The organism is Vibrio sp. 10N.286.51.C3 (assembly GCF_003050065.1).
GTDB classification, from domain to species: Bacteria; Pseudomonadota; Gammaproteobacteria; order Enterobacterales; family Vibrionaceae; genus Vibrio; species Vibrio crassostreae.
Genome location: NZ_PIGC01000004.1, coordinates 255,343 through 276,306, shown reverse-complemented (window position 1 = coordinate 276,306; position 20,964 = coordinate 255,343). Strand labels below are relative to the sequence as shown.

General features: G+C 45.7%; 16 protein-coding genes. 9 read left to right on the top strand and 7 right to left on the bottom strand.

Annotation, left to right across the window (positions count from 1 at the left end):
- Positions 1-221: 221 nt before the first annotated feature.
- Positions 222-1,139, top strand: coding sequence for an ABC transporter ATP-binding protein (locus tag CWO27_RS06285; RefSeq protein ID WP_048658189.1), 918 nt, complete (start codon positions 222-224; stop codon positions 1,137-1,139).
- Between the two features lies 1 nt (position 1,140).
- A complete protein-coding gene (locus CWO27_RS06280; RefSeq protein ID WP_010435987.1) occupies positions 1,141-1,911 on the top strand; it encodes an ABC transporter permease in 771 nt (256 codons plus the stop codon).
- Positions 1,912-2,016: 105 nt separating this feature from the next.
- Here the strand turns inward: CWO27_RS06280 and panC are convergent, their stop codons facing one another.
- The 7 genes from panC to sfsA form a co-directional block, all read right to left on the bottom strand.
- Positions 2,017-2,907: a pantoate--beta-alanine ligase gene (panC, locus tag CWO27_RS06275; protein ID WP_048658188.1), complete on the bottom strand. Its 891-nt coding sequence runs from the start codon at positions 2,905-2,907 to the stop codon at positions 2,017-2,019.
- 8 nt (positions 2,908-2,915) lie between these two features.
- A complete protein-coding gene (panB, locus tag CWO27_RS06270; protein ID WP_017059433.1) occupies positions 2,916-3,710 on the bottom strand; it encodes a 3-methyl-2-oxobutanoate hydroxymethyltransferase in 795 nt (264 codons plus the stop codon).
- 22 nt (positions 3,711-3,732) lie between these two features.
- The gene (gene folK / locus CWO27_RS06265; protein WP_107898712.1) at positions 3,733-4,218 is read right to left on the bottom strand and encodes a 2-amino-4-hydroxy-6-hydroxymethyldihydropteridine diphosphokinase; all 486 of its coding nucleotides are present in this window, start codon (positions 4,216-4,218) and stop codon (positions 3,733-3,735) included.
- Complete coding sequence (gene pcnB, locus CWO27_RS06260) at positions 4,215-5,570, bottom strand: polynucleotide adenylyltransferase PcnB (protein ID WP_019819797.1); 1,356 nt, start codon at positions 5,568-5,570, stop codon at positions 4,215-4,217. Before pcnB ends, folK begins: the two co-directional genes overlap by 4 nt.
- A gap of 183 nt (positions 5,571-5,753) precedes the next feature.
- Positions 5,754-6,629, bottom strand: a complete 876-nt coding sequence (gene gluQRS / locus CWO27_RS06255; RefSeq protein WP_107898711.1) for a tRNA glutamyl-Q(34) synthetase GluQRS — start codon at positions 6,627-6,629, stop codon at positions 5,754-5,756.
- Between the two features lie 146 nt (positions 6,630-6,775).
- Positions 6,776-7,222: an RNA polymerase-binding protein DksA gene (gene dksA / locus CWO27_RS06250; protein WP_004738189.1), complete on the bottom strand. Its 447-nt coding sequence runs from the start codon at positions 7,220-7,222 to the stop codon at positions 6,776-6,778.
- A gap of 135 nt (positions 7,223-7,357) precedes the next feature.
- Complete coding sequence (sfsA, locus tag CWO27_RS06245) at positions 7,358-8,083, bottom strand: DNA/RNA nuclease SfsA (protein WP_107898710.1); 726 nt, start codon at positions 8,081-8,083, stop codon at positions 7,358-7,360.
- Positions 8,084-8,117: 34 nt separating this feature from the next.
- Between sfsA and hrpB the strand changes: the two genes are divergently transcribed.
- The 7 genes from hrpB (at position 8,118) to CWO27_RS06210 (ending at position 20,716) form a co-directional block, all read left to right on the top strand.
- Positions 8,118-10,616 (top strand): ATP-dependent helicase HrpB, encoded by a 2,499-nt coding sequence (gene hrpB, locus CWO27_RS06240; RefSeq protein ID WP_107898709.1) that lies wholly within the window; start codon positions 8,118-8,120, stop codon positions 10,614-10,616.
- Positions 10,613-13,012, top strand: a complete 2,400-nt coding sequence (mrcB, locus tag CWO27_RS06235) for a penicillin-binding protein 1B (protein WP_055319610.1) — start codon at positions 10,613-10,615, stop codon at positions 13,010-13,012. The genes hrpB and mrcB overlap by 4 nt, the downstream gene beginning before the upstream one ends.
- Before the next feature lie 38 nt (positions 13,013-13,050).
- Positions 13,051-15,384: a patatin-like phospholipase family protein gene (locus CWO27_RS06230; protein ID WP_102433048.1), complete on the top strand. Its 2,334-nt coding sequence runs from the start codon at positions 13,051-13,053 to the stop codon at positions 15,382-15,384.
- A gap of 272 nt (positions 15,385-15,656) precedes the next feature.
- A complete protein-coding gene (gene acnB, locus CWO27_RS06225) occupies positions 15,657-18,245 on the top strand; it encodes a bifunctional aconitate hydratase 2/2-methylisocitrate dehydratase (protein WP_057622291.1) in 2,589 nt (862 codons plus the stop codon).
- A gap of 267 nt (positions 18,246-18,512) precedes the next feature.
- A complete protein-coding gene (locus CWO27_RS06220) occupies positions 18,513-18,881 on the top strand; it encodes a YacL family protein (RefSeq protein ID WP_102478387.1) in 369 nt (122 codons plus the stop codon).
- Between the two features lie 239 nt (positions 18,882-19,120).
- Positions 19,121-19,459, top strand: a complete 339-nt coding sequence (gene glnK, locus CWO27_RS06215) for a P-II family nitrogen regulator (RefSeq protein ID WP_004738200.1) — start codon at positions 19,121-19,123, stop codon at positions 19,457-19,459.
- Positions 19,460-19,486: 27 nt separating this feature from the next.
- Positions 19,487-20,716, top strand: coding sequence for an ammonium transporter (locus tag CWO27_RS06210; RefSeq protein WP_048658181.1), 1,230 nt, complete (start codon positions 19,487-19,489; stop codon positions 20,714-20,716).
- Positions 20,717-20,964: the final 248 nt, after the last annotated feature.

Below are 20,964 nucleotides of genomic sequence, written 5' to 3'. Positions count from 1 at the left end.
CTGAACATTGATTTAGTCTTCACGTAGCCAAGACGCTTATTTTTTTCGAAATAAACTCTCACACGATATTTGTATTCATCGTTAATCAACGATAAACTTGTTTGCAAAATGGCCGAGTAAACAAGTTTGGGTTAGTTTTCTGCTAGCTCGTTTTAAGCATTACTCTCTTCCTCAAGCTCGGTCGTCTACATCTTATCTATAGCAAATGGCAGTCTATCTCTATGTATGCATTAGAAATTGAGCAATTAAGAAAAACTTATGCTGGGGGCTTCGAGGCTCTTAAGGGCGTTAGTTTACAAGTAGAAAAAGGCGACTTTTACGCACTACTTGGTCCAAATGGTGCGGGTAAATCAACCACCATTGGTGTTATCTCTTCACTGGTAAACAAAACTTCAGGCAAGGTTAAAGTGTTCGGTTACGACATTGATACTGATCTGGAGTTGGCGAAGCAGAACTTAGGTCTAGTGCCCCAAGAGTTCAACTTTAACCCGTTCGAAACCGTTGAACAGATCGTGTTGCAACAGGCGGGCTATTACGGCGTGCCAAAAGCATTGGCGAAAGAGCGAGCGAAAAAGTACCTATCTCAACTCGATTTGTGGGAAAAACGTGGCGAACGTGCGCGTAACTTGTCTGGTGGTATGAAGCGTCGTTTGATGATCGCGCGTGCATTGATGCATGAACCTCATTTGTTGATCCTTGATGAACCAACGGCGGGTGTTGATATTGAACTGCGTCGTTCAATGTGGGAATTCCTAAAAGAGATCAATGAGAAGCAGGGCATTACCATTATCTTGACCACGCACTACCTAGAAGAAGCGGAAATGTTGTGTCGCAACATCGGCATCATTAATCGCGGTGAGTTGATTGAGAACACAACCATGAAAGCGCTGTTGGGCAAATTGAGTGCTGAGACCTTTATTCTGGATCTGGAAGAAGGCACGACAGAACCTAAGCTTGAAGGTGTGAATAGCCAAGTCATGCTCAATGGCTCGCTAGAAATCGAAATCGATAAAAACCTAGGTTTGAATACCATCTTCGCTCAGTTGAGCGAGCAACAGGTGAAAGTCCTCTCTATGCGTAACAAAGCAAACCGTTTAGAAGAGCTATTCGTGAGTATTGTCCGTGAGGGGAGTAAATAATATGTACAGCCTATATTGGACAGCTTTCTGCAGTTTGTTGACGAAAGAGATCAATCGATTCACGCGTATCTGGGTGCAAACTCTGGTGCCGCCAGCGATTACCATGACGCTTTATTTCATCATCTTCGGTAACCTGATTGGTGCTCGTATTGGTGAAATGAACGGCTTCAGTTATATGGAATACATTGTTCCTGGCCTGATCATGATGTCGGTGATCACCAACTCATATTCGAATGTGGCCTCGTCATTCTTTAGTGCTAAGTTCCAAAAGAATATTGAAGAGTTGCTTGTAGCTCCGGTTCCTAACTACGTGATTATCGCCGGTTTCGTAATGGGTGGTGTAGTGCGTGGTTTGTTAGTGGGCACTATCGTAACCTTCGTATCCTTGTTCTTTGTCGACTTACAAGTTGACCATTGGGGGGTGATCATTGCGACAGTATTTTTAACGTCGGTAGTGTTCGCTCTGGGTGGCTTGATTAACGCGGTATTCGCACGCACGTTTGATGATATCTCTATTATCCCAACCTTCATCTTAACGCCGCTGACGTATCTGGGTGGTGTGTTCTACTCAATTAGCCTGTTGCCTGAGTTTTGGCAGGGTGTGTCGAAGCTGAACCCGATTGTCTACATGGTAAACGCGTTTAGATATGGCTTTCTGGGTGTGTCTGATGTGGGTATCGTGACGTCGTTTGGCGTACTAGGCGTGTTTATCGTGCTGTTGTATGGCATTGCACACTACCTAGTGACAAAGGGTATTGGCTTACGTAGTTAATACCTAGTTAGCCAGAATTGCAGGCAAAGAAAAAGGTCGATATTACATCGACCTTTTTTGTCTCTTTCACTTGTGCTTTTGCTTTGTGTTTAGAGAAGAAAGCGATTACTCAGCGGTTTCTTCTTTCACTTCTTCTTTGGTTTCCGTTACCAAGTCGAGAACTTGGTTGTCGATAAGACGAGTCTTACCTAGGAAAGCTGACATAAGAATCACAGCTTGAGTGGATTCTGGAGTGATCGCTTGTAGCGTTTTCGCATCACAAATGAATATCTCATCTGGTTGAAGATCTGCAGCGCGTAGCTGGTCGGTTGCATCTTCAATTACTGATGCGTAGTCATCGCGACCACCACGAATAGCACTGCTGATCCAGCGCATAGTACGCGCTAGAACTGGTGCTCGTTGGCGTTCGTCAATCGTTAGATTGCTATTGCGAGAGCTCATTGCCAAGCCGTCCATTTCACGAACGGTCGCAACGCCCACAACTTTAATGTCTAACGCTAAGTCAGTGGTCATCTGGCGAATAACAGCAAGCTGCTGGAAGTCTTTTTTGCCGAAGCATGCAAAGTCTGGCTGAACAATGTTAAACAGCTTGGTGACAATCGTCGCTACGCCACGGAAATGACCTGGACGAGATGCACCTTCAAGCATGTGAGATATGCCAGGGACCTCAACAAACGTCTGTTTGTCTAATCCATCTGGATACATCACCTCTGGCGTTGGTGTAAATACCAGCTCAACGCCTTCGCCAGTTAGTTTGCTTAAATCTGCTTCTAACGTGCGAGGGTAGTTGTTTAGGTCGTCGGCGCGGTCAAACTGCATTGGGTTTACAAAGATGCTTACCACAACGATGTCTGCCAGTTCTCGAGCTTTCTTTACTAGAGTTAGGTGGCCTTCATGTAGGTTTCCCATTGTCGGTACAAAAGCAACCGTACGTCCATCACGCTTAAACTGTTTAATCTGCTCACGAAGAGCCGCTATTTCAGCAAAAGTTTGCATACTTACTCCTAAGCGATTGTATGAGCTTCATCAGGGAAGCGCGCGCTCTCTACTTCTTCTTTGTATAGAGCTACTGCCTTACGCATATCACCGGTTTCTGCTAGGAAATTCTTAGAGAACTTCGGCATGTAGTTCGCAGAAATACCGAACATGTCATGCATAACCAATATCTGACCATCGGTAACATTGCCGGCGCCGATACCGATAACCGGTACGTCACAAGCTTCTGTAATTCGTTTTGCCAATGAAGCTGGCACACATTCAAGTAGAACGATTTGAGCGCCTGCGTTTTGCAGGGCTAGCGCGTCAGCAACCATTTTGTCGGCTTGCTCGTCGTCACGACCTTGAATTTTGTAACCACCAAAAATGTTCACAGACTGAGGTGTTAAGCCTAAGTGTGCACATACTGGTACTGCACGTTCTGTTAGCATCTTTACAGTATCAACCAACCAGCTTCCGCCTTCGATTTTTACCATATTCGCGCCAGCACGCATCAAGGTAGCTGCGCTTTCACAAGCTTGCTCTGGAGTCGCGTAGCTCATGAAAGGCATGTCAGCCATAAGAAGGCAATTAGGGCTACCAGCACGCACTGAGCGAGTATGGTAAGCAATATCTTCAACGGTGACAGGTAATGTATCGTTATGGCCTTGTAGAACCATCCCTAGTGAATCACCGACAAGTAGTACAGGCATCTCTTGGCTTTCGAATAATTGAGCAAAGCTCGCATCATAAGCTGTCGACGTCGCGAATTTACGGCCTTCACGTTTGCATTTGATCAGGTCGTTAATGGTTACTTTTTTCATTGGTTTTCCTTAATGCGCTTGGCTATTGTTGCCAAACATTGAGCCCGTTCTTATCTACTATTTTCAGTAGTTCTGTCAGCTCAGTCCCATCAGGGAGTTGTAAACTTGGTGCGATTTCAGCAAGCGGGTAGAGTACAAACTCTCGTTCTTTCATTCCGTAATGAGGAACGATTAAGCGCTCTGAATCGATCACCTCATTGCCGTATAACACAATGTCGAGGTCCAAGGTTCTTGGCCCCCAACGCTCGTCTTTACGGACGCGCCCTTGCTCTAACTCGATTTTTTGAGTGCAATCAAGCAGTTCAATTGGCGTTAATTCGGTTTGGATAGCGACTACCGCGTTGATGTAGTCCGGTTGATTTTGCGGCCCCATTGGAGTGCTACTATATAGCTGAGAGGTCGCAATAAACGTTGATCGCGGTAGGCTTTTTAGCGTTTCGATAGCCAAATTTGCTTGGCTAACTGGGTTGGCAAGGTTGCTGCCGACCGCAATGTAAGCCGTTATCATTCTGATTGCTTACTCTTTTTGTTTCGGTAAGTCTTACGGCGACGATGGCCTGACTTTGATGGTGCTGCAACGTCGTTAGCCATCGCTTGACGCATGTTGCGACCGGCTGTTTGATAACGCTCCCACCATTTCGCAAGATCTTTAGTTTCGCCACCTTCAATCTCACCACGCATTTCTAGGAAATCGTAGCCAGCACGGAACTTGTTGAGCTCCATTAGACGAACAGCGCGTTTACCGTTGCGACGAGGCAGTCGAAGTTGCAGTTGCCAAACTTCGCGAATGGTTGCGGTGTGACGACGAGGAATAGCAATAGACTTTACTTGCTGATCAAGAATGATGTTACTCGCTTCCATGATCGCGTCGTAGTGCGCCATACCCTGTTCAGCGACAAGTTTGTCTGCCAGCTTGTTCATTGGGTACCAAAGCATCGCTGCGAACATGAATGCTGGGTTTACTCGCTTACCATCTTCGATGCGAAGATCGGTTGAATCGAGAACCAAATCAAGCATCTGCTCTGTGTGAGAGTCGTAATCTTCTGTGAAGTATTCCGCTACAGCTGGGAACATCTGTTGAAAGAGGTTGTACTCGCGCATTAGGTGGTAGGTTTCTAAACCGTGACCTGATTGCAGCAATTTCAGAGACTCTTCGTAAAGACGCGCTGCTGGGATATCTCTTAGAAGGTGCGCTAACTCTTCAATCGGGTCAGCTGTGTCTTCTTCAATATCGAAATCCAGTTTAGCGGCGAAGCGCATTGCACGTAGCATACGTACTGGGTCTTCACGATAACGCGTTTCTGGATCGCCAATCAGGCGGATCAGTTTATCTTCTAAATCTTCTACACCACCCGCGTAATCGTGGATGCTGTAGTCAGCAATGTTGTAGTACATCGCATTGATTGTGAAATCACGACGCTCTGCATCTTCATCAACACTGCCATACACGTTATCGCGCAATAGCATCCCTTCTTTCGATTGTGCAGACACGTTTTTCGATGGCTCTTGGTGGTGGCCACGGAAAGTTGCCACTTCAATGATGTCACGACCAAACATGATATGTGCCAAGCGGAAACGGCGACCGATAAGGCGACAGTTTCTGAAGAGGTGTTTGATTTGCTCTGGCGTTGCGTTGGTCGCAATATCAAAATCTTTTGGCTGAGAGCCTAATAAGATATCGCGTACACCACCACCGACTAGAAATGCGTCAAAACCCGCACCATTCAGACGATATAGCACTTTTAGTGCGTTGTCGCTGATCTGCTTGCGTGAAATATTGTGCTCTTGACGAGTATAAATATTCAGAGCTAATTCGTGGAATCCGCGTTGTTCGCTTGGGGTATTGTCGTTTGTATTCATTAGTTTAGAACAAAGTAGGTATCGCCAACTTTGTTTTTCTCTTAGTCCAAAGTGGTAGTGCAGAGTTTAATTGCGGCTAATAATAGCTTAGCGCGAGCCATTTGAGAACATCGTCTGCTTAACCACAGTGGTTGGTTATGGCATTTTTATGTGTCGTTTTTGCTATTTGCCGTGAGTTTCGAGCTAATTACAGTGCTCTTTTTGTAAACTATCAGGTAACTGACTGACGTTCCATTGTTGGCAGCCCCACAATAAAATCTCATCCATTGAAGCCTCACAAAGGGCTGTCGGGATATCAAAACCTAAGAATCGCATCGCGTTGAGTAACATTGGTTTTGGATTGTCGAGATTGATTGCGGTGGCATGGTTCTGTTTTGACAGTTTATTCCCCAAGTCATCGGTTGCCAATGGTAAGTGCAAGTAGCTCACTGTTTTTTGCTTGAGCGTCTTATATAAACTGATTTGACGGCCTGTTGGCTCTATCAGGTCTGCGCCTCTTACGACTTCCGTTACTCCTTGTTCGATGTCATCAAGGACAACGGCCAAGTTATAGGCAAACAATCCATCTCTGCGTTTAATAATAAAATCTTCTTCAGCTAATGCTTTAGGGATTTGAATCGTGCCGTGGCGCACATCATCAAAGGACTCTACAGGAAAATCCATGCGCAAGCGCACCGCTTGTTCACCTGAATCGATTAAGCCTGCATCTCGACAGTGACCATTGTAAAAGCCACCCAAAGCCTTTATCTGCTTACGAGTACATTGGCAGTAGTAGGCTTGATTGTCTGCGACCCATTGATCGATTTGAGCTTGATACAAGCCATGACGTTGGCTTTGATAGACGACTTCACCATCCCAAAATAGGTGGTAAGCCTCAAGCGTCTTAAGAATGAGGTCTGCAGCGCCGGCCATTTCTCTTGGAGGATCTAGGTCTTCCATACGAACTAACCATTTTCCTTGGTTAGATTTCGCCTGAAAGTAGCTACCTAGAGCAGCAACAAGTGAGCCAAAATGAAGAGGACCTGACGGTGATGGTGCAAAGCGCCCGATATAATTCATGAGTGAACAACCTAATCTAAATGGTACCGCGGTAGCCGATTCTTAAGACGTTTAACTGTCGTATTATTGTTTCTAACTCGCGCTTTAACGCTGAGTTCACCAACAAAAAAGGGAGCCAAGGCTCCCTTTCTTTACATCTGCAAGAATTAACCTTGCATCTGTTTCTCTTTGATCTCTGCAAGTGTTTTACAGTCAATACAAAGATCAGCAGTTGGACGAGCTTCAAGGCGACGAATGCCAATCTCGATACCGCAAGAATCACAGAAGCCGAAATCGTCTTCTTCGATCTTGTCTAATGTCTTCTCAATTTTTTTGATAAGACGACGCTCACGGTCACGGTTACGTAACTCTAGGCTGAATTCTTCTTCTTGAGAAGCACGGTCAACTGGGTCTGGGAAATTCGCTGCTTCGTCCTGCATGTGGTGCACAGTACGATCAACTTCTTCCCTGAGCTGGTTGCGCCAAGCTGCTAAAATTTTTGTAAAATGTTCCGTTTGCTCAGGTGACATGTACTCTTCACCTGGCTTTTCTTGGTACGGTTCAACACCTGCGATGGCTAGGATGCCTAGCGCTTTTTTCTTAGATTCTGGCATACAGCATCTCCTATTTACACCTAGTCAACTGCAAAGCAGCTAATTTTAAGGCGGGTATCTATAGCAGAAAGAACGAATGGTGGCAAATACTCTTATTCAAACTTGCAATCAATGTGATTAGTTCAGCATCTTTGCTTAGCTATTGATAAATTCAACAGCTTGTTTTAGTTGTATTTGAGTATTGCTGAGCTCTGCTTTATAGCAAAGCACTTCAACTCCAGCGTCTTGTGCTTGTTTTAGTAATAACGAATATTTGGCGTCTATATGGTGTGCCGCAGACACTTTTTCAATACCTGAATGTAAAACAGTGAATAAAAGTATGGCTCTATTTCCAGATTCGACCATTTCTGTGAGTTCACGCAGATGTTTTTGGCCTCTGGTGGTGACCGCATCAGGGAAAAAACCTTGCCCTTTAGTTGACGTTTCTTGCTCGTCGAGCAAAGTGACGCTTTTTACTTCGATATAACAAGGCGGCTTTTCGTTATCTTCAAGCAGAATATCAATGCGACTATTCTCACTGCCATATTTTACTTCGGTTCGTAACGCGTTATAGCCTAAGAGTTCAACTATAGTATTATTTTCAATTGCTTCCACTGCCAACTGGTTTGCTCGTGCAGTATTTACACAAATCCGGTGACCTTTGTCTGTTTCTGAGATCTCCCAGCTGTTTGGGTACTTTCTTTTTGCATTATCGGAGGTTGAGTACCACACCGTATTGCCAGGAGTCGCACATCCTGTCATCGCTCCAGTGTTAGCACAGTGGATAGTACGCTCGCTGCCGTCGGGAAGTTTGATGTCAGTGAGAAAGCGTTTATAGCGTTTAATAAGAGTCGCTGGCTCTAATGGGGGATTGAAGTGCATATTACTTATTTAGACAGGTAGGTTTTTATGTACAATGTTGCCAACATTACACCACAAGGTTCTCCCATTGCCACAACTGCCCATAGAAGCTGTGATGCCAGATCTGCTCGCTGGCGTAGAAACACATACTCAACTTATTCTAAAGGCCGCTCCCGGTGCGGGTAAGTCAACATTCTTCCCTTTACAACTGGTTAAGACCAATGCTGTTCAAGGCAAAATTATCATGCTTGAACCTAGGCGTTTGGCGGCAAGAAATATTGCGACTTACTTGGCGAGTCAATTGGGAGAGAAGGTCGGGGAGAGCATTGGCTTTAGAGTTCGTGGTGAATCTAAAACCAGCAGTTCAACTCGCTTGGAAATCGTCACTGAAGGGATCATGACAAGAATGATCCAAACCGACCCTGAATTGACTGGGGTTGATATGGTGATCTTCGATGAATTTCATGAGCGCAGCATTCACGCCGATACCGCATTGGCGTTTAGCTTAGAGATCCAAGAGGCATTGCGTGACGATCTAAAGGTGGTTGTGATGTCGGCAACCTTAGATCAACACGCGCTGCAGTCTTTATTGCCTAGTGCCAAATACGTAGAATCACAAGGTCGCACCTTTCCGGTCGATTTCCGTTATCAGCCTCTTAGCGCAAATGAATATCTAGCCCCTAAAATGGCTAGCGTGATTCGCTCTCTGATGGAGAAAGAGTCAGGCTCACTTCTAGCTTTTTTACCAGGCGTTTCTGCGATTAAGCAGGTGGAATCTCAACTTGAACAGCTTGCTGGTCATATCGATGTGTGTCCTCTTTATGGGCAACTTAGCTTTCCTCTACAACAGAAAGCGATCGCGTCATCAGAGAAAGGGCGTCGAAAGGTGGTATTGGCCACCAATATCGCGGAAACCTCTTTGACTATCGAAGGTATTCGATTAGTGGTGGACTCCGGGCTTGAAAGAGTCGCTAAGTTTGATTTGAAAACTGGTATCACCAAGCTCGAGCAAGTGAAAATCTCACAATCTTCTGCTGAACAACGAGCGGGTCGTGCAGGACGAATTGAAGAGGGCTTGTGCGTTCGTTTGTACAGTGAAACGCAACTAATGCAGCAACCTGCTGTACCAGAGCCTGAGATTCTTCATTCTGATTTGTCTTCGTTGGTGTCTGAATTGACGCAATGGGGCGCTGTGAGTGCAGACGAGTTGCAATGGTTAGACATTCCGCCCCAAGCTTCAGTGGAGCAAGCCAAGCAACTGCTGCAAAGCCTTGAGATATTAGACAGCAATGGTCAATTTACGGCGCTAGGTAAACTGGCTCAACGTTTAGGCCTTGAACCACGTATCGCCAGCATGCTGATAAAAGCGCAACAGAACGGCCAAGCATTGCTGAATGCTGCGATTGTCGCAGCCGCTTTACTTGAAGAGCCTGAACGCAACGTCACAGATATTCAGCATTCGTTGCACCGACTTAATCAAAGAAAACATTCGAAAAATAACGTGGTGATGCAGCGAGCGAAAAGTCTCGCCAGCAAACTCAATCATCACTTAGATTTGTCACAAGCTGACGAATCATTGCTACCATTAGTGCTTTGTTTTGCCTTCCCGGATCGGATTGCACAAGTGAGAAGCGCGACCAGCAGTGCTTTCCGTCTTGCTAATGGCCACGGCGCCGAGGTTCGTGACGATGACCCATTGGCGAACAATGACTATATCGTAGTGATTGATTTGATGCGCAGCACAGGGCGAGCCAGTCAGATTTTCTTGGCCACCGCGGTTGATATTGCGCAGCTAGAAGCTCAATTTCCAAAACTGTTTGTGCGTTCCGATTACGCCGATTGGGATGAAAAGCGTGGCCGTTTAGTTGCCGAGCAGCGAGTGTCTCTGGGCAAACTGATTATCAGCACCAAAGCTTTACCTGAGCCCGATTCGAATCAGGCGAGCCAAGCGCTGCTCAACTATGTCGCTCGATGCGGGCTGGATCGATTACATTGGACACCTTCGGCTAAACAGCTGGTTGAGCGTGTACGCTGCGCTCAGCTTTGGATGCCTGAACATGATTGGCCAGCGATGGATGACGCGAGTTTGGTTGAACATATTGATGAGTGGCTATCACCCTATCTGAATGGCATTAAGTCGGCAAAAGGGCTGACTAGTGTTTCGATTGAGCAGGCGTTGTCTGCTTATCTTGGCTGGCCTTTGAATCAAGAGATAGACCAATGGTTACCAACGCACTATGTGATGCCGACAGGCAGCAAGAAGATCATTCGTTATCAATGTCAGTCTGAACCCGTGATCTCAGTGCGAATGCAGGAAGTCTTTGGTGAACAAGATTCGCCATTGATTGCGCAAGGGCGTAAAAAAGTCGTGCTTGAGCTACTTTCTCCAGCACAGCGACCACTGCAAATTACTCAAGATTTAGCTGGCTTTTGGGCTGGCGCGTACAAAGAAGTACAAAAAGAGATGAAAGGCCGTTACCCAAAACATCCTTGGCCGGATAACCCTGCTAACCATGTAGCAACCACTAAAACCAAACGACAGTTGAATCGATGATGACCAAAATGTTAACGCCAAAAAAGGCACCACCTAAAAAAGCGCCAACAAAGAAGTCACCCGCGACCAAAGCCAAGCCAAGAAAACCAAGAGCGGCTGCGAAAAAGACCAAACCTAAGGCTAAGAAGTCAGGTCAAAGAGGTTGGTTGAAGATCCTGTGGGGTATTTCTTGGAAAGCGGGCATAGCGCTCGCGGCATTGCTGTTGTTTGTCGGTATTTATCTTGATTCTGTGGTCAAGCAGCGTTTTGAAGGTCAGCTGTTTGATTTGCCAACTGTGGTTTATGCGCGAGTACTAGACCTGTCTCCTGGAACTCCAGTGAGTTTGGTGCAGGTTAAGAATGAGCTCGATGTGCTTAATTATCGTAAGGTGAACGCGCCTCGTCACCCGGGCGAATACTCCTCTTCTTCAACCAAGATTGAAATGATTCGTCGTCCGTTCGAGTTTGTCGATGGACCCGAAGCGGATCGTCATGTGATGCTGCATTTCAACGGTAACGAGTTAACTCGAATTCAGTCGCTAGAGAAGAAAGGCGACATGGGGTATTTGCGTGTTGAGCCGAAAATGCTTGGCATGCTTGAGAAAAGTAACGATGAACAGCGACTGTTCTTAAAACGTAACCAATTCCCAGAAGTGATGGTTGATGCGCTACTGGCGACCGAAGACAGAAATTTCTATCAACATGATGGGGTTTCGCCATTGGCGATCGCTCGTGCGATGGTGGTGAATGTTAAAGCCGGGCGCACGGTACAAGGTGGTAGTACGCTGACTCAGCAGTTGGCGAAGAACCTGTTCTTGTCCAGTGAACGTACATTGTGGCGTAAGGTTCGTGAAGCCTACATTGCGCTTATCTTAGACCATCGTTACAGCAAAGATCGTATTCTAGAGGCTTACTTAAACGAGGTTTACCTTGGGCAAAATGGCGGGCAAGCGATTCATGGTTTCGGTTTGGCGTCTCGCTTGTACTTCGGTCAACCTATTCAAGAGCTCCGTATTGATCAGCTAGCACTGCTTGTCGGTATGGTAAAGGGACCTTCGTATTACAATCCGGTTCGTTATCCTGAGCGTGCTAAGACTCGACGCGATCTGGTGCTTCGCTTGTTGATGCAGCAAGACATATTAACTCCGCGACAATACGAAGAAGCGGCGAGTCGTGATTTGGATATTCAAGACAACCCACGTATTGCTAGCCGTCAGCCCGCTTACTTCCAGCAAGTCAATATTGAGCTTAAGAAGTATGTCGGCGATCGATTTGAAGCGAAAAAAGGCATTCGAGTTTTTACCTCTTTGGATCCGGTTTCCCAAGACAAGTTAGAGAAGTCGATTGCACGTAAGGTGCCTGATTTATCGAAAACCGCAGGTAACAAACTGGAAGCTGCAGCTATTGCCGTGGATAGAAATACCGGTGAAATCCGAGCTATGGTCGGTGGTAAACGTACTGGCTACGATGGTTTTAACCGTGCCTTGAATGCGAGTCGTCCTATTGGTTCTTTGGTTAAGCCTGCAATCTACTTAACCGCCTTAGAACAACCCCAAAAGTACACGTTGGCGACAACACTGAAGGACACGCCACTGAGCTTGAAAGGCAGTAAAGGCAGCGTATGGAGCCCAAGAAACTTCGATCGTAAGTTCCGCGGAGATGTGCCCTTGTATGTGGCGCTTTCTAAGTCTTACAACGTACCTACCGTTCGTTTGGGCATGCAGTTAGGCATTGATAGTGTCTCGGATACGATTGAAAAGCTGGGTGTCGATAAAAATGAGATTCGCCCAGTGCCGTCGATGTTTTTGGGTTCGTTCTCACTGACTCCGTTCCAAGTAGCGCAGATGTACCAAACCATTACCAACTCTGGTCGTATCGCACCTTTGTCCGCCCTTCGTTCTGTAGTTGATAATGATGGCGAGGTTCTGTATCAGTCGATTCCTCGTGTATCACAAAGCGTTGACCAACAGGCTGCTTGGTTAACAACCTATGCGATGAAACGTGGTGTGTCGGAAGGCACGGGTCGTTTCCTACAAGGCCAGTTTGCTTGGGCGGGGTTAGCTGGAAAAACGGGCACCAGTAATGACAGTCGAGACAGTTGGTTCGTGGGTGTTGATGGCCGTGAAGTCACCACCATCTGGCTAGGGCGCGATGATAATAAGCCAACTAAACTAACGGGCTCAAGTGGTGCGTTACGTGTCTATGCCGATTATCTTAAACATAGAACTCCGGAGCAATTATTACTGCCTTGGCCGAATGGGATTACGACGGCCAGTTTTACTCGAACTTCTGAAGGGGCTTTAGAGTTTGACTGTGATGGTGCGGTGAAACTGCCTGTTTGGGATGAGAATGGAAACATTAAAAAGGGCTGTGAAAGTCAGCCAAAACAGTGGCTAAAGAAGCTTTTTCAGTGGTAAAGTCATAACAGAAAAGAATGACAAGGATAGTTTAAAGAATGATTTCTCGTTGGATAGTGAGCGGCTTAGGCATTGTGGGTACTGTAATCAGTTTTCAGCTGTTTGCATCTACCGCGACACAGGTTGATCAATCTCAGCAAGCTGAACAAGCTCATAAAAGGCCAACCGTTGCTGTCGTTCTTGCTGGTGGTGGTGCCAAAGGTGCAGCTCACATTGGTGTACTTAAAGCCTTAGAAGAGATGCAAATCCCGGTGGATTATATTACCGGTACCAGTATGGGCTCATACGTTGGTGGTCTTTATGCGACAGGGATGAGCGCAGACGAGATCGAGAGCTTTATTTATACGGTTGATTGGAATCGTGGTTATCGTGATCGCGTTAACCGTAGTGATCGCCGAGTGCGTGACAAAGAGTATGAAGACCGTTACCAACTGAACACTGACCTTGGTTTAGGTTGGGGCGAAATCAAAGCAAGGAAAGGAGTGGTTCAAGGTCAGAATATGTTGCGTATTCTACGTGAGACCACAGGTAACCTCTCTCCACTCGACTCTTTTGACCATCTTGCTATTCCTTACCGTTCAGTCGCAACTGACATTATCGAACTTGAAGAAGTGGTCATCGATCATGGTCACCTTGTCGATGCCATGATGGCCAGTATGTCGGTACCCGGTGCGCTTCCCCCTTATTCGCTAGATGGTCGAATGCTGGTTGATGGTGGTGTCACCAATAATATGCCAGTCGACGTTGCCAGAGCGATGGGAGCGGACATTGTCATTGCGGTGGATATCAGTACCAATTACAAAGGCAAAGAAGACTTCACGAATTTTCTAGCGGCAGCTGACCAACTTTCTAATTATCTGGTTCAACGCAGCACTCAGGAGCAAGCTGAAACACTGACCGATGATGATGTTTTCCTACGCCCTGATGTTGGGCAAATGGAGACGACAGAATTCGATAAAATGCCGGGTGCCTACCAAGCCGGTTATGACGCAGCGATTCAGAATAGCTCTGAGCTTTCTAAGCTGTCACTCTCTAACGCAGACTATCAGCATTATATCGAGGACAAACAAAAAGCACGCAGACAGCTGAAGCACGGTGATAAGACCGTCGTTGACCGAGTTGTTATCAATAACAATACTCACTATTCCGATAAGCTGATCGAAAACCGTTTAAACCTAGATTCCGGTAAGATCTTAAAGACCAGTGAAATTGAATCTAAAGTGCAAGACCTCTATGCACTGGATAGATTTGAGTTAGTCACTTATGAGTTTGATAATGTTGACGGTGAAGAGCAACTTACGGTGAATGTGGATGAAAAGTCTTGGGGGCCAAACTACCTCAACTTTCGTTTCTTTCTTGAAGATGATTTCTCTACTACCAGCCAGTACTCGATCGGTGTTTCAGCCAACTTTACCGATATCAACTCGCACGGTGCAGAGTTAAGAACCAATATCGAGATGGGTACGGATAAACGAATTGAGGCCGAACTCTACTCGCCATTCTTTTCGAGCCAAAAATTGTTCACTTCAGCATCGATTGTTTACAGTAAGCAGAACAGAAACCTCCCGGTCGATATTGACGAAATTGAAGAGCCAACACTAGACGTAACGAACGACTACTTTCCAATGACTTATAGCGAGTATGTCGGAGAGTTAGCATTAGGCTATCAACCTACCTTGTGGCAAGAGCTGAAATTCGGCCTTCGCTATACTGATGGGGATGTTGAGGTGGCTTCTTTACCTTCATTGGGCAGTGGTGGCTATAAACGTATTGGTGGCTTTATGGGCTATCGACTGGATACTTTGGATAATTTCAGCTTGCCGACTAAGGGCTTCTTTGTCGATTTGGAGTACCTTGTCTCCCATGATGATTTTGATAATGACAGCTCTGTTGGTGAATCGGATTTAACGTCTGAGAGTGATACGGTTTATGAGTTTTCAGCCAATTTCATGGCTGCACAAAGTATTGAGAAGCATACTTTAGTCGCAAAGCTCGATTACGGCATTGTAGAAAGTAAAAATTCAGTCTTTCCAATTGATCCGAAAGAGCTAGGAGGGTTCCTCAATCTATCCGGTATTCCAAGGAATAGCTTGATCGGTCAAAACTTAGCATACACCAGTTTGATTTATCGCTATAAGTGGTTTGAAAATGACTTCGGTCTCTTTAAATCACCATTCTACGTGGGGGCATCCATTGAACATGGTGGTGTTTGGTCGAACAATGATTTGAGTATTGATGAAGCGCCAATGTACACCGCGGGTTCTGTTTTCGCAGGAGTCGATTCACCCATCGGGCCGATCATTTTAGCTTATGGCCGAACCGAAGATAACTTCGATTCGGTGTATCTGATTGTAGGTACTTCCTACAAATAATCATGCGTAGAGTCGCCATTTAAGTGCGTAATTAGGCAAAAATAGTGGGACTTTCGTCTTAACTTGCTATGTTGGTCAAAATGATAAGATTTTAATTTAACGTTAAATTTGCTATTCTACCGCCCACAGTTTGGCCTCTATGACGCCGCTCATCAATACAAATTGAATGACAAAAATGGCAATGGAGAGCCAAGTTTCCAAGGATGTTCACTTCTTTATTTTACTAACAATTATGAAGGGAAGAAGTGAACCGCAATGAGAGGAAAAAAGTCGTGCTTGAAGCCTACCGTAAACACGTCGAAGAACGTGCTGCCGAAGGAGTTGTTCCAAAACCACTAGATGCTGAGCAGGTAGCTGGCCTAGTTGAACTTCTGAAGAATCCACCTCAAGGTGAAGAAGAAATCATTCTTGACCTACTAGAAAACCGCATTCCACCGGGTGTAGATGAAGCTGCTTATGTAAAAGCTGGCTTTCTTACGGCTATCACTAAAGGTGAAGTAGCTTCTCCACTAGTAAGCAAAGCAAAAGCTGCAGAACTGCTTGGTACTATGCAAGGCGGTTACAACATCGAATCTCTAGTATCTCTACTAGACGATGCTGAGCTTGCTCCAATCGCTGTTAAAGCTCTATCTCATACTCTACTGATGTTCGATGCGTTCTATGACGTAGAAGAGAAAGCGAAAGCGGGCAATGCATCTGCACAACAAGTACTTCAATCTTGGGCTGATGCTGAATGGTTTACAGCGAAAAACAAAGTAGCGGAAAAGATCACCGTTAAAGTATTTAAAGTTACCGGTGAAACTAACACTGATGACTTATCTCCAGCGCCTGATGCATGGTCACGTCCTGATATCCCAGTGCACGCGAAAGCGATGCTGAAGATGGAACGTGATGGCATTACTCCTGATGAGCAGGGTAGCGTTGGTCCAATCAATCAAATTGAAGAAATGCAAAAAGATGGCATTCCACTGGCTTACGTTGGTGATGTTGTTGGTACAGGTTCTTCACGTAAATCGGCAACCAACTCAGTACTTTGGTTCATGGGTGAAGATATCCCATTCGTACCAAACAAGCGTACTGGCGGTGTTTGTCTTGGTGGTAAAATTGCACCAATCTTCTACAACACAATGGAAGATTCAGGCGCACTACCAATTGAACTGAACGTACAAGACATGAACATGGGCGATATCATTGATATCTACCCGTACGAAGGTGTTGTTCACAAGAACGGTTCTGTAATTTCAAACTTTGAGCTAAGCAAAGTTCTTCTCGATGAAGTGCGTGCTGGTGGCCGTATTCCACTGATCATTGGTCGTGGCCTAACAGGTCGTGCTCGTGACGCTCTAGGTCTAGCTGAAACGGATCTGTTTGCTAAACCAATCGATCCATCTGCATCTGATAAAGGCTACACGCTAGCTCAGAAGATGGTAGGTAAAGCATGTGGTGTTGAAGGTGTGCGTGCTGGTCAGTACTGTGAACCTAAAATGACGACAGTCGGTTCTCAAGATACGACCGGTCCTATGACTCGTGATGAGCTTAAAGATCTGGCGTGTCTTGGTTTCTCAGCAGACCTTGTAATGCAGTCTTTCTGTCACACATCTGCATACCCGAAACCTGTTGATGTAAACACTCACCATACGCTACCTGATTTCATCATGAACCGTGCGGGTGTTTCACTTCGTCCGGGTGATGGCGTTATCCACTCATGGCTAAACCGTATGCTTCTTCCTGATACTGTAGGTACAGGTGGTGACTCGCATACTCGTTTCCCTCTAGGTATTTCATTCCCTGCGGGTTCTGGCTTGGTAGCATTTGCTGCCGCAACAGGCGTTATGCCTCTTGATATGCCTGAATCTATCTTGGTTCGCTTTAAAGGCGAAATGCAACCGGGTATCACGCTACGTGACCTAGTACATGCCATTCCTCTTTATGGTATCAAGCAAGGCCTACTAACCGTAGAGAAAGCAGGTAAGATCAACGAATTCTCTGGTCGTGTACTAGAAATTGAAGGTGTTGAGCACCTATCTGTTGAGCAAGCATTTGAGCTTTCTGATGCATCTGCTGAGCGTTCTGCTGCAGGTTGTACGGTTAAGCTATCTCAAGAGTCGATCGATGAGTACCTGAACTCGAATATCGTTATGCTTAAGTGGATGATCGCGGAAGGTTACGGTGATGTTCGTACGATTGAGCGTCGTATCACTGCAATGGAAGAGTGGTTAGCGAACCCTGAGTTGCTATCTGCTGATTCAGATGCGGAATACGCGCACGTTATCGAGATTGATCTTGCTGACATCGATCAACCAATCCTTTGTGCACCAAACGATCCAGATGATGCTCGTCTTCTTTCTGACGTTCAAGGTACTGAGATTCAAGAAGTGTTTATCGGTTCTTGTATGACGAACATCGGTCACTTCCGTGCTGCTGGTAAGATGCTAGAAGAGTTTAACGGCTCGCTAAATACTCGCCTATGGGTGGCTCCGCCAACCAAGATGGATAAAGATCAGCTGACAGAAGAAGGCTACTACGGCATCTTCGGTCGTGCTGGGGTTCGTATTGAAACTCCGGGTTGTTCACTGTGTATGGGTAACCAAGCTCGTGTTGCTGATGCTGCGACGGTAATGTCTACCTCTACTCGTAACTTCCCGAACCGTTTGGGTACAGGCGCGAATGTTTACCTAGCGTCAGCTGAACTTTCTGCGGTTGGTGCGATTCTAGGTCGTATTCCAACGAAAGAAGAGTACCTAGAGTACGCTGATAAGATCAATGCAACGGCTGCTGATACATACCGTTACCTGAACTTCCATAAAATGGGTCAGTACACGGAAAAAGCGGACACGGTTATTTTCCAAGAACCAGCCTAGTTCCTCGTCATATTTGTAGCGGCAGCGTTGTTGACTGCGTACGTTCACCCTAATCACATAGAGCTTCTATGCTCATAGGGATGAACGTACTTGTCGCCTAGCTGCCACTCCAACTATTTAGAGGAACCCAAATGATAGAGCGTCTACTTCGGTAGGCGTTTTTTTATGTCTGAATGTTAGAAGACGAGCGACTCGATCTCTTGATGACTTCGCTATATACTCTCGCCTCATTTTTAACCCTATCTGTCATTAGTGCGCGGAGCCTTTATGGAATTTGAATTTACAAGAAACACTTTAATGGGCGAGTACTATGTAAAGTGCAGTATGGGGCACGAGATCGTTGGCCGCTGGTTACAAGAAGAGATCGGCAAAGATAAGCAGAAACTAGATCATGTGATGGCGCTTATTGAGCAATCTCGACAAGACCTGAGCAATGAAGTGACGCTGCTTGGCAAAGAGATTAGCCTTGCCATCAATGAAGATGAAGTCACGATTCAAGAAAACGTGTTAGCGCATGACCAAGAAATGGAAGAGGGCAGTGAGTTCGACTTCTATAACTGTGAAAGCCAAGCAAGCTGTGGAATCGATGACTTTGAACTACTCATCGAACGCTGGATGGATTTTTTAGGTTACTAGTTTCTAACACCTATTTGTTAGTCATTCAGAGCTTTGAAGGCTCCGTTGCCCAAATCTGGAGCAATAAGAGCTTTACGCATTAAGATAGTGAAAAGGCCGCACCATATTGGTGCGGCCTTTTTTTTTTTTATAGTCCTATTATGTATATTTAATTAAAAATCAAACACTTAACTTTTTGGCACGCTACTTGGATTGTTATAAGAGAATTAACGGATTAAGTAAGAATTTAAGGAACGAATATGAAATTAATAAATGCCATTGTTAAGCCATTCAAATTAGACGATGTACGCGAAGCGCTCTCTGATGTGGGTATTGAAGGTATGACGGTTTCTGAAGTTAAAGGCTTTGGTCGTCAGAAGGGACACACTGAATTGTATCGTGGTGCAGAGTACCAAGTGGACTTCCTACCAAAGGTGAAGCTAGAGATTGCTACCCAAGCTGAAAACGTTGACCGAGTTGTTGAAGCGATTAGCCAAGCGGCACACACCGGAAAAATCGGCGATGGCAAAATTTTTGTGTATGACCTAAGCCAAGCCGTACGAATTCGTACTGGTGAAATGGATGCTGAAGCACTTTAAAGAATTACAAGGACTGGAGACTTTAATATGGAACTTACAACAACAGTAACGGAACTACGTTACGCACTAGACACTTTTTTCTTCCTCATTTCAGGTGCGTTGGTAATGTGGATGGCAGCAGGCTTCGCGATGCTTGAAGCTGGCCTAGTTCGTTCAAAGAACACCACAGAAATTTTAACTAAGAACATCTGCTTATACGCGATTGCTTGTACAGCGTTCTTAGTGGTTGGTTACAACATTATGTATGTCGACAACGGCGAAGGCGGTTGGTTGCCATCATTCGGTACTCTGATTGGTACTCAAGGTGAAGGCGCAGACCACTCTCTAGAATCAGACTTCTTCTTTCAGGTAGTATTCGTTGCAACTGCAATGTCTGTGGTATCTGGTGCAGTTGCTGAGCGTATGAAACTTTGGTCATTCCTTATCTTCTCGGTAGTACTAACAGCATTCATTTACCCAGTTGAAGGTTACTGGACTTGGGGCGGTGGTTTCCTATCAGAAGCGGGTTTCAGTGACTTTGCAGGTTCGGGTATCGTACATATGGCCGGTGCAGCAGCTGCATTAGCAGGTGTTCTACTGCTTGGTGCTCGTAAAGGTAAATACGGTAAGAACGGTGAAATCTACCCGATTCCTGGTTCAAACATGCCGCTTGCAACACTAGGTACATTTATTCTTTGGTTTGGTTGGTTCGGTTTCAACGGCGGTTCTCAATTGATGGTTTCAGATTTCGAGAACGCGACAGCAGTTGGTCAAATCTTCCTTAACACCAACGCAGCAGCGGCAGCTGGCGCAATCGCAGCACTACTAGTATGTAAAACGACTTGGGGTAAAGCAGACCTAACAATGATTCTTAACGGCGCGTTAGCTGGCCTAGTAGCAATCACTGCGGACCCTCTATCACCATCACCTCTATTTGCTGTAGCGATTGGTTCGGTATCTGGTGCATTAGTTGTATTCAGCATCATCGCTCTAGATAAAGCTAAGATTGATGATCCAGTAGGTGCAATCTCTGTACACGGTGTGTGTGGTTTCTTCGGTCTAATGGCTGTGCCACTAAGCAATGCTGACGCAACGTTTGGTGCTCAACTAATGGGTGCAGCAGTAATCTTTGCATGGGTATTCGGTGCTAGCCTAGCTGTATGGGCAGTGCTTAAAGCAACAATCGGTATTCGTGTTAGTGAAGATGAAGAGCTAGAAGGTATGGACATGCACGATTGTGGTGTCGGCGCTTACCCAGAGTTTGTATCAGTAAAATAATCGATAGTATTTGTCTAATCTGAACGGGTTAGGCAGGACAAAGAAAACCCCATAGCCATTGGTTGTGGGGTTTTGTTATTAATGGTCGAGTAGTTTTGATTGATGTAGATAAACCGATCTAGCCGGCAACGCTTCGCACGCATAAGTGGTCGCTTTGAAATGAATTGTTACAAAAGTGCGAGGCTGATGGCGCAGAGCGAACAATTTTTTTGTCGGACATCATTGTAATTGTGTTACTGATGAATATA

Excerpts from the sequence above, each read along its gene's own strand:
- sfsA (WP_107898710.1), bottom strand. The coding sequence starts at position 8,083 with ATGCACTTCAATCCCCCATTAGAGCCAGCGACTCTTATTAAACGCTAT.
- mrcB (WP_055319610.1), top strand. The coding sequence starts at position 10,613 with ATGATGACCAAAATGTTAACGCCAAAAAAGGCACCACCTAAAAAAGCG.
- dksA (WP_004738189.1), bottom strand. The coding sequence starts at position 7,222 with ATGCCAGAATCTAAGAAAAAAGCGCTAGGCATCCTAGCCATCGCAGGT.
- folK (WP_107898712.1), bottom strand. The coding sequence starts at position 4,218 with ATGATAACGGCTTACATTGCGGTCGGCAGCAACCTTGCCAACCCAGTT.
- hrpB (WP_107898709.1), top strand. The coding sequence starts at position 8,118 with ATGTTGCCAACATTACACCACAAGGTTCTCCCATTGCCACAACTGCCC.
- glnK (WP_004738200.1), top strand. The coding sequence starts at position 19,121 with ATGAAATTAATAAATGCCATTGTTAAGCCATTCAAATTAGACGATGTA.
- gluQRS (WP_107898711.1), bottom strand. The coding sequence starts at position 6,629 with ATGAATTATATCGGGCGCTTTGCACCATCACCGTCAGGTCCTCTTCAT.
- CWO27_RS06280 (WP_010435987.1), top strand. The coding sequence starts at position 1,141 with ATGTACAGCCTATATTGGACAGCTTTCTGCAGTTTGTTGACGAAAGAG.
- CWO27_RS06285 (WP_048658189.1), top strand. The coding sequence starts at position 222 with ATGTATGCATTAGAAATTGAGCAATTAAGAAAAACTTATGCTGGGGGC.
- CWO27_RS06230 (WP_102433048.1), top strand. The coding sequence starts at position 13,051 with ATGATTTCTCGTTGGATAGTGAGCGGCTTAGGCATTGTGGGTACTGTA.
- CWO27_RS06220 (WP_102478387.1), top strand. The coding sequence starts at position 18,513 with ATGGAATTTGAATTTACAAGAAACACTTTAATGGGCGAGTACTATGTA.
- panC (WP_048658188.1), bottom strand. The coding sequence starts at position 2,907 with ATGCAAACTTTTGCTGAAATAGCGGCTCTTCGTGAGCAGATTAAACAG.
- panB (WP_017059433.1), bottom strand. The coding sequence starts at position 3,710 with ATGAAAAAAGTAACCATTAACGACCTGATCAAATGCAAACGTGAAGGC.
- pcnB (WP_019819797.1), bottom strand. The coding sequence starts at position 5,570 with ATGAATACAAACGACAATACCCCAAGCGAACAACGCGGATTCCACGAA.
- CWO27_RS06210 (WP_048658181.1), top strand. The coding sequence starts at position 19,487 with ATGGAACTTACAACAACAGTAACGGAACTACGTTACGCACTAGACACT.